This is a genomic window from Streptomyces flavochromogenes (assembly GCF_000717595.1).
Classification (GTDB): domain Bacteria; phylum Actinomycetota; class Actinomycetes; order Streptomycetales; family Streptomycetaceae; genus Streptomyces; species Streptomyces flavochromogenes.
Map to the genome: position 1 here is coordinate 214,205 of NZ_JNZO01000003.1, position 15,708 is coordinate 229,912.

Genomic DNA, 15,708 nt, shown 5'->3' on the forward strand with positions numbered 1-15,708 from the left:
GCTGAAGGGCCGGGCCCCGGGAAACCGGGGCCCGGCCCTTTGCCGTACCCGGGGCCTGGCCTCGGAGGGGCATTCGCCCCGCTGCGCGATGCCCACCCGCCGCACGGCGGGGCGACGGGGGCGCGAGCGGGGCGTGGGGACGGGGAAGGGCCCGGCACCGGGAGGTGCCGGGCCCTTCCCCGTACCGCTCAGGCCTTGCGGAGGCGGAACGTGAGGTTCAGGGACTCGTCCGTGAACGGGTCGCCGTACGTGGCGTCCGCCTCGCCCTGGGCGTGGTCCGTGGCCAGGACCTCGTCCGCGATCAGGGCCGCGTGGGCCGTCAGGGCCTCCGCCGTCTCCGGGGAGTCCGTCAGCCAGCGCAGGGCGATCCGGTCGGCCACGTCCAGGCCGCTGTTCTTGCGGGCCTCCTGGATCAGGCGGATCGCGTCACGTGCCAGGCCCGCCTTGCGGAGCTCCGGAGTGATCTCCAGGTCCAGGGCGACCGTCGCGCCCGCGTCCGAGGCCACCGACCAGCCTTCGCGGGGCGTCTCCGTGATGATGACCTCCTCGGGGGTGACGGTGATGTCCTCGCCGTTCACCGCCAGGGTGGCCTCGCCCGACCGGAGGGCCAGGGACAGCGCCGCCGCGTCCGCCGCAGCCACCGCCTTCGCCACGTCCTGGACACCCTTGCCGAAGCGCTTGCCCAGGGCGCGGAAGTTCGCCTTGGCGGTGGTGTCCACCAGCGAGCCGCCCACGTCCGAGAGGGAGGCGAGGGAGCTGACGTTCAGCTCCTCCGTGATCTGGGCCTGGAGGTCGGCGGAGAGGGCCGCGAAGCCCGTCGCCGCCACCAGGGCCCGGGAGAGCGGCTGGCGGGTCTTCACGCCCGACTCCGCGCGCGTCGCCCGGCCCAGCTCCACCAGACGCCGGACGAGGAGCATCTGCTCCGAGAGCGTCTTGTCGATCGCCGTCGTGTCCGCCTCCGGCCAGGTCGCCAGGTGGACCGACTCGGGGGCGTCCGGCGACACGGGCACCACCAGGTCCTGCCAGACCCGCTCGGTGATGAACGGGGTCAGCGGGGCCATCAGGCGCGTGACCGTCTCCACCACGTCGTGGAGGGTGCGGAGGGCCGCCTTGTCGCCCTGCCAGAAACGGCGGCGCGAGCGGCGCACGTACCAGTTGGAGAGATCGTCGACGAAGGCCGAGATCAGCTTGCCGGTGCGCTGGGTGTCGTACGACTCCATCGCCTCGGTCGTCTCGGCGACCAGCGTGTTCAGCTCGGAGAGCAGCCACTTGTCGAGGACCGTGCGGTCGGCCGGAGCCGGGTCCGCGGCCGACGGGGCCCAGCCGGACGTGCGGGCGTACAGCGCCTGGAAGGCCACCGTGTTCCAGTACGTCAGGAGGGTCTTGCGGACGACCTCCTGGATCGTGCCGTGGCCCACCCGGCGCGCCGCCCACGGCGAGCCGCCGGCCGCCATGAACCAGCGGACCGCGTCGGCGCCGTGCTGGTCCATCAGCGGGATCGGCTGGAGGATGTTCCCCAGGTGCTTGGACATCTTGCGGCCGTCCTCGGCGAGGATGTGGCCCAGGCAGACCACGTTCTCGTAGGACGACTTGTCGAAGACCAGCGTGCCGACGGCCATCAGCGTGTAGAACCAGCCTCGCGTCTGGTCGATGGCCTCGGAGATGAACTGCGCCGGGTAGCGGGACTCGAAGAGTTCCTTGTTCTCGTACGGGTAGCCGTACTGCGCGAACGGCATCGAGCCCGAGTCGTACCAGGCGTCGATGACCTCCGGGACGCGGACGGCCTCCAGGGAGCAGCCCTCCGTCGGGCAGCCGAAGGTCACGGCGTCGATGTACGGGCGGTGCGGGTCGAGCTGCGACTGGTCGGTGCCCGTCAGCTCGGTCAGCTCGGCGCGCGAGCCCACACAGGTCAGGTGGTCGTCCTCGCAGCGCCAGATCGGCAGCGGGGTGCCCCAGTAGCGGTTCCGGGAGAGCGCCCAGTCGACGTTGTTGGTCAGCCAGTCGCCGAAGCGGCCGTGCTTGACCGAGTCCGGGAACCAGTTCGTCCGCTCGTTCTCGGCGAGCATCCGGTCCTTGACCGCGGTCGTGCGGATGTACCAGGACGGCTGCGCGTAGTACAGCAGCGCCGTGTGGCAGCGCCAGCAGTGCGGGTAGCTGTGCTCGTACGCGATGTGCTTGAAGAGCAGTCCGCGCGCGTCCAGGTCGGCGGTGAGCGCCTCGTCGGCCTTCTTGAAGAAGACGCCGCCGACCAGCGGCACGTCCTCCTCGAAGGTGCCGTCGGGGCGGACCGGGTTCACGACCGGCAGGCCGTACGCCTTGCAGACCTTGAGGTCGTCCTCACCGAAGGCGGGGGACTGGTGGACGAGACCCGTACCGTCCTCGGTCGTCACGTACTCGGCGTTCACGACGTAGTGGGCCTCGGCCGGGAACTCGACGAGCTCGAAGGGGCGCTGGTAGGTCCAGCGCTCCATCTCGGCGCCCGTGAAGGACTCGCCGGTGGTGACCCAGCCCTCGCCGAGCGCCTTCTCGACCAGCGGCTGGGCGACGACGACCCGCTCGTCGCCGTCGGTGGCGACGACGTAGGTGACCTCGGGGTGGGCGGCGACCGCCGTGTTGGACACCAGGGTCCACGGGGTCGTCGTCCAGACCAGGAGCGCCGCCTTGCCGGCCAGCGGGCCGGAGGTCAGCGGGAAGCGGACGTAGACCGAGGGGTCGACGACCGTCTCGTAGCCCTGGGCCAGCTCGTGGTCGGAGAGGCCGGTGCCGCAGCGCGGGCACCAGGGGGCGACCCGGTGGTCCTGGACGAGCAGGTCCTTGTCGAAGATCTGCTTCAGCGACCACCAGACCGACTCGATGTACGAGGGGTCCATCGTCCGGTACGCGTCGTCCAGGTCGACCCAGTAGCCCATGCGGGTCGTGAGCTCGGCGAACGCGTCGGTGTGCCGGGTCACGGACTCGCGGCACTTGTCGTTGAACGCGGCGATGCCGTAGTCCTCGATGTCCTTCTTGCCGGAGAAGCCGAGCTCCTTCTCGACGGCGAGCTCCACCGGGAGGCCGTGGCAGTCCCAGCCGGCCTTGCGGGCCACGTGGTAGCCGCGCATGGTCCGGAAGCGGGGGAAGACGTCCTTGAAGACGCGGGCCTCGATGTGGTGCGCGCCCGGCATGCCGTTGGCGGTCGGCGGGCCCTCGTAGAACACCCACTCGGGGCGTCCCCCGGACTGTTCGAGGGTCTTGGCGAAGACCTTGTTCTCGTGCCAGAAATCGAGCACGGCGTGCTCCATCGCGGGCAGGTCGACCTGGGCGGGCACCTGGCGGTACTGCGGCGGTGTCATCGAGTTCCTCCGGCGGACTGTCGTGTTCCGTCGGAGGGACGAGAGCGCTGCTCCCGCGGTACCACCCTCCTTGGCCCGGGGCACGCACGCCCAGAGCCCCCTCATTGGGGTCGCGACGCCGGGTCTAGTCACCGCGGTTTCCCGCGGCTTTCTTCCGACGGCTCCGGGGTGATGCTTCACATCGGGCTCGCCCCCGGGCTCTCACCGTCCCCGGGTCGCTCATGGCTGCGTACGACGCTACTCGTCCCCATCCAAGCCTGTCGCCAGGACCAGTGTACGGGCCCCGGGGTGGGGTGGCGGACCGGTTTTCCCGTGACCCGAATGGCCATACGGGCGGTTCGGACTTGCTGTGCGGCCATGTGGGGGAGGGGCGGGACGGATTACCCGGCGGGGAGCTGGGCACAACGGAGGCAGGCCTGCCCCGAGGGGTGCGGGGGCGGGTGGGAACGGCGGCGTGCCCCGTTGCCGCGGGCCTTGGGCCGATTTATCGTCCCAGCACGATTCGCGAGCAAGATCACAAAATGTGAAGGGGCCGCGACATGGTGGCGAAGAAGACCGCCGCGAAGAAGCCCTCGGCCGCCGGTTCCACCGGTTCGGCGGAGGGCGCCAAGGACGTGGCCGGGAAGAAGACGACGGTCGCGGAGCCGCCGACGGTCGCGAAGAGGACCACCACGAAGAAGACCACCGCGAAGAAGGCCGCCGTGAAGAAGACCGCCGTGAAGAAGAGCGTGGGGGAGGAGGCGGTCGCCGAGGAGCCGGTCGCCCCGGAGGCCGCCGCCAGGAGGACGCCCGCCAAGAAGGCCGTGGCGAAGAAGGCGGCCGCGAAGGCGCCCGCCGCGAAGAAGCAGACAGGAGCCAGGACGGTGGCAGTGAAGAAGACCGCGGGTGGCGTCACGACCGCCGGGGACGGGGCCGCCGTGCCTCCCGCCCGGACCGGCGAGCTCGCGGTGCGTCCCGGGGAGGACCCGTGGACCCCGGCCGAGGTCACCGAGGCCCGTAACGAGCTCCAGTCCGAGGTGCTGCGGCTCCGCAGCGAGCTCGCGCACTCCCAGGAGGAGCTCACCGGCCTCATGCGGGACTCGGGCGACGGCGCGGGGGACGACCAGGCCGACACCGGCACCAAGAACATCACCCGCGAGCACGAGCTCGCCCTGGCCGCCAACGCACGGGAGATGCTGGAACAGACCGAGCACGCCCTGGAACGGCTCGACGCGGGCACCTACGGCCTCTGCGAGGTGTGCGGGAAGCCGATCGGCAAGGCGCGGATGCAGGCCTTCCCGCGGGCCACGCTCTGCGTCGAGGACAAGCAGCGGCAGGAGCGGCGCGGCTGACGGCGGAGGGCGGCGCGGAACCTCATGGTGGAGGGCGGCGCGGCCGGTGATCTCGGCTGCCGGTCTCGTACGCCTGTGCCGTACCCTCGGTGCACGGTCAGGCATCGAGGTCGAGGGACTCACTCACGTGGCAGAGGCGGAGCGCATCATCGGTACGCCGGATTCAGCAGGGGCCGAGGAGCCGGCCGCCTCCGACGAGACGGTGGCCGCCGACGGTACGGCCACGCCCGAGGACGGGTCGGCCGCTCCCGAGGAGCGGCCGAAGGGCAGGCGCAGGATCCTCGCCCTGTTCGTCGTCGCCGTTCTCGCCTACCTGCTCGACCTGGGCAGCAAGATGCTCGTGGTCGCCAAGCTGGAGGGCCGTGAGCCGATCCGGGTGATCGGCGACTGGCTCCGCTTCGACGCCATCCGGAACCCGGGTGCGGCGTTCGGCATGGGCGAGGCCTTCACGATCATCTTCACCTGCATCGCCGCCGCCGTGATCGTCGTGATCATCCGGCTGGCCCGGAAGCTCTACAGCCTGCCCTGGGCGATCGCGCTCGGTCTGCTGCTCGGCGGCGCGCTGGGCAACCTCACGGACCGGATCTTCCGCTCCCCGGGCGTCTTCGAGGGCGCGGTCGTCGACTTCATCGCCCCCGCGCACTTCGCCGTCTTCAACCTCGCCGACTCGGCGATCGTCTGCGGCGGCATCCTCATCGTGATCCTGTCGTTCCGGGGTCTGGACCCCGACGGCACCGTCCACAAGGACTGAGCCGATCCGGCCGCGAGACCCGAGTACCCCGGGGCAAGGCATACTCGACGAGTGAGTACGAGTCCCGAGATCCGCACGCTGCCCGTTCCCGATGGCCTGGAGGGCGAGCGCGTCGACGCCGCCATCGCCCGTATGTTCGGGTTCTCCCGTACGAAGGCGGCCGAGCTGGCCGCCGCAGGGAAGGTCCAGGTCGACGGCTCCGTCGTCGGCAAGTCCGAGCGGGTGAGCGGCGGCGCGTGGCTCGAGGTCGAGATGCCGGGCGCGGCCGCGCCCGTGCAGATCGTCGCCGAGCCCGTCGAGGGCATGGAGATCGTCCACGACGACGACGACATCGTCGTGATCATGAAGCCGATCGGTGTGGCCGCACACCCCAGCCCCGGCTGGACCGGCACCACCGTCATCGGTGGCCTCGCCGCCGCCGGGTACCGCATCTCCACCTCCGGCGCCGCCGAGCGCCAGGGCATCGTGCACCGGCTCGACGTCGGCACCTCCGGTCTGATGGTGGTCGCCAAGTCGGAGTACGCGTACACCTCGCTCAAGCGCCAGTTCAAGGAGCGCACGGTCGACAAGCGCTACCACGCGCTGGTGCAGGGCCACCCCGACCCGATGAGCGGCACCATCGACGCCCCCATCGGCCGGCACCCGAACCACGACTACAAGTGGGCGGTCACCGCCGACGGCAAGGCGTCCGTCACGCACTACGACCTCATCGAGGCGTACCGCTCGGCGTCTCTGCTCGACATCAAGCTGGAGACGGGCCGCACCCACCAGATCCGGGTGCACATGTCCGCGCACCGCCACCCCTGCGTCGGCGACCTCACGTACGGTGCCGACCCGACGATCGCCAAGCGCCTCGGTCTGACCCGGCAGTGGCTGCACGCCGTCCGGCTGGGCTTCGAGCACCCGGGCGACGGCTCGTGGGTCGAGTTCGCCAGCACGTACCCCGAGGACCTCCAGAAGGCCCTGGACCGGATCGCGTCGGAGAGCCAGTGAGCAGCGCGTACAGCGTCCGTGAGGCGCTCGTCGACGAGGACCGTGAGGCCTGCTTCGCGGTCCGCCGTGAGGTCTTCGTGGTGGAGCAGGGCGTTCCGCAGGAGCTGGAGTACGACACGTACGACGCCACCGCGCTGCACGTGCTCGCCGTGCGCGAGGACGGGCTTCCGCTGGGCACCGGACGGCTCCTTCTCGGGGCGGACGCGGTCGGCAAGACCGGCGCCGACTCGTCGGTGGGCTCGCTCGGCCGGCTCGCGGTCTCCCGGGCCGCGCGCGGCCTCGGCGTCGGCGCGGCGCTCGTGCGGGGCATCGAGGACGTGGCGCGCGACCGCGGTCTGACCGCGGTCGACCTGCACGCGCAGACCCACGCGCTCGGTTTCTACGAGCGGCTGGGGTACGAGGCGTACGGCCCCGAGTTCCCGGACGCGGACATGCCGCACCGGGCCATGCGAAGGGTTCTGTAAGGCCCGCGGGGCACCGCGCGTGCTCGACCGCCCCCTGTCACACCCGCCGCGAGCGGGCGTGCGCAGGGGGCGGTCGCCGTTAAAACGGACATACGTGACAGGGTGTGCCCGTGGATCAATTGGCCCTGTTGTTCTTGCTGCTGCTCGGCGCGCTGCTGACGGTCCCCCTCGGTGAGCGGCTCGGACTGCCCGCGCCCGTCCTGATGACCCTGGTCGGGATCGGGCTGGCCGTCCTGCCCTTCGTACCGAACGTCGAGGTGCCGCCGGAGTTCATCCTTCCGCTGGTGCTGCCGCCGCTGCTCTACGCCTCCGTGCAGCGGACCTCCTGGCGTCAGTTCGCGGCCAACAGACGGCCGATCTTCCTGCTCGCGGTCGCCCTCGTGTTCGTCACCACGGCCGCCGTCGGCGCCGTGGCCCACGTCCTCGTGCCCGGCATTCCGCTGGCCGCCGCGATCGCGCTCGGTGCCCTCGTCGCCCCGCCCGACCCGGTCGCGGCGACCGCCGTCGCCGGCTCGCTCGGGCTGCCGCGGCGGCTGGTGTCGATCCTGGAGGGCGAGGGGCTCTTCAACGACGTCACCGCGATCGTGCTGTACCACGTGGCCATCGCCGCCGCGGTCAGCGGCTCCTTCTCCTGGCCGGACGCGCTCGGCGAGTTCGTCCTGTCCGCGGTGGTCGCCGTGGCAGTCGGCCTCGCGCTCGGCTGGTCCGCCAACAAGCTCATCGGGCTGCTCGGCGACGCCACCCTCCAGACCGGCCTCACCCTCCTCGTGCCGTTCGTGAGCTACGTCCTCGCCGAGGAGCTGCACGGCTCCGGCGTCCTCGCCGTGCTGGTCACCGCGCTCTTCCTCGCCGAGCACGCGGCCGACGCCGACGACGTGATGGGCCGGCTCGCCGGGCAGACGTTCTGGCAGATCGTCGACACCCTCGTCACCGGCATCGCCTTCGGTCTCATCGGCCTCGAACTCGTGCATGTCTTCGGGGTGGCCGAGGGACGAGGCTGGCAGATGCTCGGCTGGGGCGCCGTCGTCGTCGGGGTGGTCGTCGGCGTCCGGCTGCTGTGGCTGCTGCCGGCGACCTGGCTGGCGAAACGGCTGCACACCCGCCGGGACGTCGACGAGGAGATCCCGACCAGCTGGCGGGAGACGATCGTCATGTGGTGGGCGGGGATGCGTGGCGTGGCCTCGGTGGCGCTCGCGCTCGCCATCCCGCTCCGCACCGACGACGGCGAGCCCTTCCCCGGCCGCGACGAGATCATCTTCATCGCCTTCTGCGTGATCATCGCCACGCTCGTCGTCCAGGGGCTCACCCTGCCCTGGCTGGTGAAGCGGCTCGGGGTACGGGCCGACGCGGACGCCGAGCGGGTCCTGGAGCGGGATCTCGCCATCCGGGCCGCGAAGGCGGCCAGGCGCAGGCTCAAGGAGATCGAGGAGGTCGAGGAGCTGCCCGAGGAGGTGCAGGAGCGGCTGCTGCGCGGGGCGTACGACATCGGGGCGCGGATCAGTCCGGACATGGTCGACGAGGAGCGGCGGGCAGCGTTCGTCGAGCGGACGAAGCGCTTCAAGGCGGTGCAGCGGATCCAGCGGGAGCTGATGTCGGCCGCCCGGCACGAGGTGCTCTCGGCCCGCAGCGAGCCGGGCGCCGACCCCGAGGTGGTGGACCGGGTGCTGCGGCACCTGGACGTGCGCAGCATGCGCTGAGGGGCGTGCGGCGACCGGTGGGGAGGGCGGGCGGCGCGGCCGGAGTCCCGTGGGGTGGGTGGCAGGATGGGACGCATGGACATCATGCTCTTCCACTCGGCCTACGGGCTGACCCCTTCCGTCGAGGCCGCTGCCGAGCGGCTCCGCGCCGCCGGGCATCAGGTCTGGACCCCGGACCTCTACGGGGGCCGGACGGTCGGGACCGTGGAGGAGGGCGTGGAGCTCCGGGACGAGATCGGCAAGGACGAGTTGCTGAAGCGGGCTGTCCTCGCCGCCGCCCCGTACTCCGAGCGCGGCCTGGTCTACATGGGCCTCTCCCTCGGGGCCTCGATCGCGCAGACCCTGGCGCTCGGCGACGAGAAGGCGCGCGGGCTGCTGCTCTTCCACGGCACCTCGGACCTCGCGGAGTCGGCCGTGGTGGACGAGCTGCCCGTGCAGCTGCACGTGGCCGATCCCGACCCGTTCGAGACGCACGACTGGCTGTCCTCCTGGTACCTGCAGATGCGCAAGGCCGGTGCGGACGTGGAGATCTACCGCTACCCGGGCGCGGGGCACGTGTACACGGACCCCGAGCTGCCCGACTGGGACGAGGAGTCGGCCGACCGGACGTGGTCGGTGGCGCTGGCCTTCCTGGACAGCTTGTAGGACCGCGGTGAACGGGTGTGGCCCCCGGGGGAGTTCCCCCGGGGGCCACACCCGTGTTCGGCCGGATCAGGCGCGGTACGCCGTCCAGTAGTCGTTCATCCGGGTCACCTGGCCCGAGGTGAACTGGTACATGCAGGCGTCGTAGGTGTAGTCCATGAAGTTGTGGATCGGGTCCACACCGGTCTTGTTGGTGCAGGAGTCACGGCCGGTCGGGCACTCGTAGGCCGGGCTCTTCTCGGCCGGGGTGTCGGCCACGCCGTCGCCGCTGCCGCTGCAGCCGCCCTGGAACGTGTGGTACAGGCCCATCCAGTGGCCGACCTCGTGGGTGGCGGTGTCGCCCTGGTTGTAGTTGGCCGCGGAGCCGCCCGGGAGCGAGGCGTCGAGGACGACGACGCCGTCCATGGACGGGTTCGAGGCGTACGAGGACGGGAAGGTCGCCCAGCCGAGGAGGCCGCCGCCCAGGTTGGCGGTGTAGAAGTTCAGCGCGCCCGCGCCGCCCTTGCGGAGGGTCTGCTTCATCTGCTTCTCGGCGGTGGAGCCGGAGGACAGGTTGTACCAGGACGCGTTGTCCGTGTAGTCGGTAGCGGCCAGGGTGAACTGGAAGTTGGAGTTCACGTTGCCGGTGCCCTGGCCCGCGTACGCCGCGTTCAGGACGTTCATCTGGTTGGTGATGGCGGTCGCGGAGAGCTTGCCCGTCGTACCGGAGTGGATGACGTGGAAGTAGACGGGGATGTTCACCACCGCGGCGGCTCTGTCGGCGGAGGCGCTGAGGCGGCCCTCGGAACGGGCGGCGGACAGCTTCTTCTTGAAATCGGCGTCCATGGCCGCGGCCTTGGCGGCCGTGACCTCGTTCGGCTCGGCGGCGTGACCGGCGGCGCCGCGCGCCTTGCGGGCGCCGGAGAGGGCGCCGGCGTCGTCGGCGCATTCCTCGGCGGAGGCGCCGGCCAGGGTGGTGGTGGTTCCGCTCGCGACCGGAGCGGAGAGCGGGGCAAGGGCCAGGGTTCCGGCCATGACTGCCGTACCGAGCATCCGACGTGACATACGCGGGGATATGCGGACAAGAGCACGCATGGTGACTCCTCGTGGGGGGTGGGGGAGGAACTTCCTCCGCCACGCCGGGGAGATTACGCGTCCATGTCAGCCACCGTTGAGGAGTGATCAAGCCCAATCATTCAGGGGGCAATTCGGGTCATCGGGAAGAAATTCTTGTGCTGTTTCCGGAGTTTGAGACCTCGACGTAACAGCTGGGGTGACGGAGGCGGGTGGTGTGTCCGGATTCGATCTCCGAAACCAGCCACCCGCCGTAGCGATGTGATCTCCTGTTAACAGGAGAGATCATGGCTGAAAAGCATCGCTAATGAGCCGTCAGGGGCACATCAGCGCACCGGCTGGTACACCCGCTCGACACGCTGCGTTCCGTTCAGCGTCCGGTACGAGCGCGCCCAGGCCGTCGTCGCGTCCGGGTCCGCCTTGTCGGAGACCGTGTAGTAGTCCATCTGCGAGCGCTCGGCGGTCACGTCGAGCACGCCGTAGCCGTGGTGGTCCATGTCCACCCACTTCACGTGCCGGTTGGCGGCCTTGACGGCACCCGAGGCCACCACCGAGAGCGTCCCCGGGGCCACGTGCAGCAGGTCGTCCAGGTTGTCCGAGGTCACCGAGGTGACCACGAACTCGGTCGCGGCGGACGCCGAGAACGGGTACGTCGCCGCCTTCACCGGTACGTCGTTGGCCCAGGCCATGTGGATGTCGCCGGTCAGGAACACCGTGTTGCGGATCGCCCGCGAGGTGAGGTGCCCGAGCAGCTCCCTGCGGTCGTCCGTGTAGCCGTCCCACTGGTCGACGTTGACCGCGAGCCCCTCCTTCGGCAGGCCCATCAGCTCGGCGAGCGGCTCCAGGAGGTGGGCGGGCAGGGCGCCGAAGGCGATCGGCGAGATCATCACCGAGGTGCCGACCAGTTGCCAGGTCGCGTCCGAGCCCGCGAGCCCCGACTTCAGCCAGTCCAGCTGCGCGCGGCCGGTGATGCTGCGTGCCGGGTCGTCGACCGATCCGCTGCCGGTCTTCGCCGGAGCGGAGCGGAACGAGCGCAGGTCGAGGAGGTGCAGATCGGCCAGCTTGCCGAAGCGCAGCCGCCGGAAGACCGTGCCCTCGGTGGAGGTGCGGACGGGCATCCACTCGAAGTAGGCCTGTTTGGCCGCGGCGACCCGGGCCGCCCAGTCGCCCTCGGCGCCGGGGGTGTGGTTCTCGGCCCCGCCCTCCCAGGCGTCGTTGGCGAACTCGTGGTCGTCCCAGATGGCGATGACCGGGTGGGCCGCGTGCAGCGCCTGGAGGTCGGTGTCCGTCTTGTAGTGGCCGTGCCGGGTGCGGTAGTCGGCCAGCGAGACGATCTCGTGGCGCGGTTCGTGCTGCCGGACGGTGTACTTCGCCTCCGGGTACGTGCCGCTGCCGTACTCGTACACGTAGTCGCCGAGGTGGAGGATCGCGTCCAGGTCGGCGCGGGCGGCGAGATGGCGGTACGCGGAGAAGTGGCCGGCCTCCCAGTTCGCGCAGGAGACCACACCGAACCGGACGCCGGGCGCGGCGGCGTCGACGGCCGGCGTGGTGCGGGTGCGGGCTGCGGGGGAGACGGTGGAGCCCGCGGTGAAGCGGAACCAGTAGGAGGTGGCCGGGCGCAGGCCCCGGACGTCCGCCTTCACCGTGTGGTCGGAGCCGGCGCTCGCCGTGCTCGTACCGGAGGACACGATCCGCGCGAAAGCGCGGTCCTCGGCGAGTTCCCAGCCGACCTGGACGTCGGGGCCGAGGCCGGAGCCGGGCACGGCTTCGGGGGTGGGGGTGACGCGCGTCCAGAGCAGGACGCCGTCGGGCAGCGGGTCGCCAGAGGCGACGCCGTGGAGGAACGCGGGTGCCCCGGGGGCCGCGTGGGCCGTGGTGGCCGCGCCGAGGAGGGCGGGCGCGGTGACGGCGGTGGCGGCGGCGGCCTTGACGACCGTGCGCCGCGTGGGGGCGGAGGATATGAAACGACTGGTCACGGGCAGTCAGATTACTGGCGGGTACGGTGGGTGGGGAGGGGCTTGCGGGAAAGTTCGCCGGATCGTCGCCCCCAGGCCGCATCCGGCCCCGCGGCCGGGTCGCATCCGGCCCCGGGGCGGTGACGCCTCCCCGGGGGTCGCTAGCCTGATGCGACATCAGAACGGCTTTCCGTGAGGCAGGTCCGGAGGGAGGCCGCTCGCCACGACACGGGGGGAACCGGATGTCGCAGTCGAACGAGCCCTGGTACAGGCACCGTCCGCCGTCCTGGCCCGTACCGGACAACCCGTACGCGCCCGAGGGGTACGGCCCGCCACCCCCTCGCCCGCCCCGTCGCCGTCGGCCGCTGCTCGCCGCGGTCCTCGCGCTGCTGCTGGTCTTCGGTACGGGCGCCTACCTTCTCGGCGAGCGCTCCGAAACGGCCCGCGCCGGATCGAAGGGCGGAGCCCCGAAGACAACGGCACCGCCCAGGACCACGGTGCCGCCCGGGCAGGCGGTGAGCCCCACCCCGTCACCCTCCCGCATCCCCACCACCGCGGAGATCGCGCGGCAGCGCCGGGCCGGCGAGGCCGGTGCCTGGATCGTCGACGACCGCACCGACCTGCCCCACCGGAACATCCCGACCGAGGACCTCTGGATCGTCGGCGGCACCGCCGTCCAGGCCGTCTACAAGAAGGTCGTCGCCCACCGGCTCAGTGACGGCGCCCAGTTGTGGACCGTCGACCTCCCGACCCCCGTCTGCGAGACCCCGGTCAACGCGACCCCCGACGGCAAGGTCGTCATCGTCCTCAAGAACGTCGAGGCCTGGACCGGGACCCGGTGCAACCAGCTCCGGATGATCGACCTGCGCACCGGAAGGGCCGGCTGGCACAAGCAGCTGACCGAGACCGGCGCGGGGGACGGCACGATCATCGTGGACAGCGCGATCAGCGGCGGCACCGTCGCGATCGTCCAGAGCATGAAGGCCGCTGCCTACCGGGTCGCCGACGGGAAGAAGCTGTACGACATCCCCATGGAGAACCCGGGGAAGTGCTACCCCGGCAGGGTGGCGGGCGGCAGCCGGCTCCTGGTGCTCGCCGACTGCGCGATCACCGCGCTCGAGAAGGCGTACGACCAGGTCCGGGAGATCGATCCGGCCACGGGCAGGGTGCGCTGGCGCCACCGGACGGAGCCGGGCCGGAGGATCGGCCAGGTGCTGTCCGTCTCACCGGCCGTGATCACCACCGCGCACCGGGAGACCCACGCCGAGGACTGGCGCGTCGTCGCCCTCGGTCCCGACGGCAAGGTCCGCAGGACCATCGATCCCCGGCCGAAGGGGTTCAAGCACTGCGGCGACTCCATCGACACCAGTGCCAACGCCCAGGCGTGCCGGGAGGCCGTCGTCGGCGGGGGGCTCGTGATGCTCGGCGGCACCGACCGCGTCGGCGCCTACGACCTCGGCACCGGAAAGCCGGTCTGGGGCGTGAAGGCCGAGGAGACCTCGTACGGCTACTACCCCTTGCGGGTCGGACCGGGCAGGACCGGGACGGTCTACCAGCCGGGCACGCTCCGGTCCCCCGGGCGGGTCTTCCGGGTCGGTCCCGGCGGCGTGGACACCATCAAGGACGTGCTGCGGCTCCCCGCCTCCACCGCGAGGGTCGAGTTCGGGATGGGGGTCGCCGGGAGGAACGCCTCCGTGGGTGACCGGCTGGTGATCACGCCCGCCGGTCTGAGCGGCGACGACGCCCAGCACCAGCCCCGCATGCTCTCCTTCGCCCCCTGACCCGCCGGGCGGGCGCGGATCAGGGAGCGAAGGACGCCGTTCCGTCCGATGCGGGTCAGCCCTTGAGGGCCGCGTCGATCGCCGTGTTGAACTCCGGCTCGGTCATCGGCGGGTTGTCGGAGCCCGCCACGGTCACGGGCTTGCCGTCCATCTTCAGCGTCGGGGTGCCCGTCACCCCGCTGTCGTCGAAGGCCTTCGACATCTTCATCGCCCAGGCGTCGAACGTGCCGTCCTCGACGTTCTTCTTGAACGCGGCGTTGCCCTTGAGGGCCGGCACCGAGTCCGCCACCTCCAGGAGGTAGGAGTCCTTGGCGAACTTGTCGTCGTTCTCCTCCGGGTGGAACTTCGCCGAGTAGAGCGCCGACTTGTACGTCAGGAAGGCCTCGGGGCTCACGTCGAGGGCCGCGCCGAGGGCCGAGAGGGCGTTCTTCGAGCCCTCGCCCGTGGCGGCGTCGTCGATGAAGGTGGCACCGACGTACTTGATCTTGTACTTGCCGGCCTCGACGTCCTTCTCGACCGTGGAGCCCACGGACTGCTCGAAGGTCGCGCAGACCGGGCAGCGCGAGTCCTCGTACAGCTCCAGGGTCTTCTTCGCGGACGCCTTGCCGACGACGACGGTCGTGCCGTTCGTGCCCGAGGTGTTCTTCGGGGCGGTCACGGTGGTCGCCTTCGCCGCCGACTCCCACGCGGAGGGCTGGTTCGACTGGACCACCGCGTAGCCGATGCCGCCGGCGGCGGCGAGGACGGCCACGGCCGAGACGCCGACGACGAGCTGCCGGCGGGCCCGGTCCTTCTTCGCCTGGCGCTCGCGCTCGACGCGCAGACGCTCGCGGGCGGCAGCCTTGTTGGCCTGGTTGTTGCGTGCACTCATGATCGTGATCTCCGTGACGGTGAGGAAAGCAGGGGGTACCGCGTGCCTGGGGCGCGTCGCTCAGACGAGAGCGAGGCGCGGGCACGGCGGTCCCCGCCGTCCCACGGAGTGGGTGAGGAGCCGCGTACGGGAGGGCCGGGGCCGTCCCGCGGACCGCCCGGCGCGCCGCGGCGCCGGACCACCGGTACGGAAGAGGGCCGCCACCAGGAGCAGCGGCCGGAACGCGACGGCCGCCACCGCACCGAGCAGCCGGGCGAGCGCCCGCTCCCCGCCGCGCAGCCAGACCGCGGCGAAGAGCCCGACGCCCACATGGGCCAGCAGCAGCAGCCAGGGCAGCGCCGGGTCGGGGGAGTCGAGGAGCGCGGCGGCCGTGCCGCTCTCGGGGGCTGCCACGCCGGGCAGCGGGGCGCCGACGGCGCCACCGCAGAACACCTCCACGCCGACCGCGCGCAGCGATCCGGCGACCGGGCCGCCGGCGGCGCCGTAACAGACCGCCTGGCCGCTGGTGAAGAGCGTGTCGGCCGCCAGTTCCAGCGGGACGAGGAGCCCGGCGATCGGGCCGAGGCCCCGCTCGCGGCCCGCCAGGGCGTACGCCACGGCGAAGACGCCGACCGCGACCGGGACGACCGTCCCGAGCGGCAGCGGCACGCGTGAGAGCAGCACGTGGGACGCCACGGACAGCGCCACGACCAGAGCCGTGAAGAACGCCGCCCGCAGCGTCCTCAGCTGCGTCCCTGCCATGTCCATCGTCGTGGAGTGTGCCATGCCGGTCCGTAAAACGCCCTTAAAGGCAGTCTGTGGACGGCCCCGGCGGCCCCGGCGGCCCCGTCATCCCCGG

The 15,708-nt window shown here is 71.5% G+C and carries 12 protein-coding genes; 7 read left to right on the plus strand and 5 right to left on the minus strand.

Features of this window, described 5'->3' with window-relative positions; all coding sequences use genetic code 11:
• Positions 1–188 precede the first annotated feature (188 nt).
• A complete protein-coding gene (gene ileS, locus IF00_RS0104740; RefSeq protein ID WP_030314530.1) occupies positions 189–3,332 on the minus strand; it encodes an isoleucine--tRNA ligase in 3,144 nt (1,047 codons plus the stop codon).
• A 539-nt stretch (positions 3,333–3,871) separates the two neighbouring features.
• Between ileS and IF00_RS0104745 the strand changes: the two genes are divergently transcribed.
• From IF00_RS0104745 to IF00_RS0104770, 6 genes are all read left to right on the plus strand, one after another.
• Entirely contained in the window at positions 3,872–4,663 is a 792-nt protein-coding gene (locus tag IF00_RS0104745) for a TraR/DksA family transcriptional regulator (protein WP_030314531.1), read from the plus strand.
• Between the two features lie 127 nt (positions 4,664–4,790).
• On the plus strand, positions 4,791–5,414 hold the full coding sequence (lspA, locus tag IF00_RS0104750) for a signal peptidase II (RefSeq protein WP_030314533.1): 624 nt from the start codon (positions 4,791–4,793) through the stop codon (positions 5,412–5,414).
• Positions 5,415–5,465: 51 nt separating this feature from the next.
• A complete protein-coding gene (locus IF00_RS0104755; RefSeq protein WP_030314534.1) occupies positions 5,466–6,407 on the plus strand; it encodes an RluA family pseudouridine synthase in 942 nt (313 codons plus the stop codon).
• Positions 6,404–6,871: a GNAT family N-acetyltransferase gene (locus tag IF00_RS0104760; RefSeq protein ID WP_030314535.1), complete on the plus strand. Its 468-nt coding sequence runs from the start codon at positions 6,404–6,406 to the stop codon at positions 6,869–6,871. The genes IF00_RS0104755 and IF00_RS0104760 overlap by 4 nt, the downstream gene beginning before the upstream one ends.
• Before the next feature lie 110 nt (positions 6,872–6,981).
• On the plus strand, positions 6,982–8,568 hold the full coding sequence (locus IF00_RS0104765; protein WP_030314543.1) for a Na+/H+ antiporter: 1,587 nt from the start codon (positions 6,982–6,984) through the stop codon (positions 8,566–8,568).
• A gap of 75 nt (positions 8,569–8,643) precedes the next feature.
• Positions 8,644–9,213, plus strand: coding sequence for a dienelactone hydrolase family protein (locus IF00_RS0104770; protein WP_030314547.1), 570 nt, complete (start codon positions 8,644–8,646; stop codon positions 9,211–9,213).
• A gap of 66 nt (positions 9,214–9,279) precedes the next feature.
• Here IF00_RS0104770 and IF00_RS0104775 read toward each other — a convergent pair whose 3' ends face one another.
• Together IF00_RS0104775 and IF00_RS0104780 are read right to left on the minus strand one after the other, a co-directional pair.
• Positions 9,280–10,242, minus strand: a complete 963-nt coding sequence (locus IF00_RS0104775; RefSeq protein WP_167346843.1) for a zinc metalloprotease — start codon at positions 10,240–10,242, stop codon at positions 9,280–9,282.
• Positions 10,243–10,589: 347 nt separating this feature from the next.
• The gene (locus IF00_RS0104780; protein ID WP_030314552.1) at positions 10,590–12,239 is read right to left on the minus strand and encodes an alkaline phosphatase D family protein; all 1,650 of its coding nucleotides are present in this window, start codon (positions 12,237–12,239) and stop codon (positions 10,590–10,592) included.
• 221 nt (positions 12,240–12,460) lie between these two features.
• Here IF00_RS0104780 and IF00_RS0104785 point away from each other — a divergent pair, with 221 nt between their 5' ends.
• A complete protein-coding gene (locus IF00_RS0104785) occupies positions 12,461–13,999 on the plus strand; it encodes an outer membrane protein assembly factor BamB family protein (RefSeq protein WP_030314554.1) in 1,539 nt (512 codons plus the stop codon).
• A 55-nt stretch (positions 14,000–14,054) separates the two neighbouring features.
• Here the strand turns inward: IF00_RS0104785 and IF00_RS0104790 are convergent, their stop codons facing one another.
• Entirely contained in the window at positions 14,055–14,870 is an 816-nt protein-coding gene (locus IF00_RS0104790; protein ID WP_030314557.1) for a thioredoxin domain-containing protein, read from the minus strand.
• A 60-nt stretch (positions 14,871–14,930) separates the two neighbouring features.
• Complete coding sequence (locus tag IF00_RS0104795; RefSeq protein WP_030314560.1) at positions 14,931–15,617, minus strand: hypothetical protein; 687 nt, start codon at positions 15,615–15,617, stop codon at positions 14,931–14,933.
• Between the last annotated feature and the right edge of the window lie 91 nt (positions 15,618–15,708).

Excerpts from the sequence above, each read along its gene's own strand:
- ileS (WP_030314530.1), bottom strand. The coding sequence starts at position 3,332 with ATGACACCGCCGCAGTACCGCCAGGTGCCCGCCCAGGTCGACCTGCCC.
- IF00_RS0104745 (WP_030314531.1), top strand. The coding sequence starts at position 3,872 with ATGGTGGCGAAGAAGACCGCCGCGAAGAAGCCCTCGGCCGCCGGTTCC.
- IF00_RS0104770 (WP_030314547.1), top strand. The coding sequence starts at position 8,644 with ATGGACATCATGCTCTTCCACTCGGCCTACGGGCTGACCCCTTCCGTC.
- IF00_RS0104775 (WP_167346843.1), bottom strand. The coding sequence starts at position 10,242 with ATGCTCGGTACGGCAGTCATGGCCGGAACCCTGGCCCTTGCCCCGCTC.
- IF00_RS0104785 (WP_030314554.1), top strand. The coding sequence starts at position 12,461 with ATGTCGCAGTCGAACGAGCCCTGGTACAGGCACCGTCCGCCGTCCTGG.
- IF00_RS0104790 (WP_030314557.1), bottom strand. The coding sequence starts at position 14,870 with ATGAGTGCACGCAACAACCAGGCCAACAAGGCTGCCGCCCGCGAGCGT.
- IF00_RS0104795 (WP_030314560.1), bottom strand. The coding sequence starts at position 15,617 with ATGGACATGGCAGGGACGCAGCTGAGGACGCTGCGGGCGGCGTTCTTC.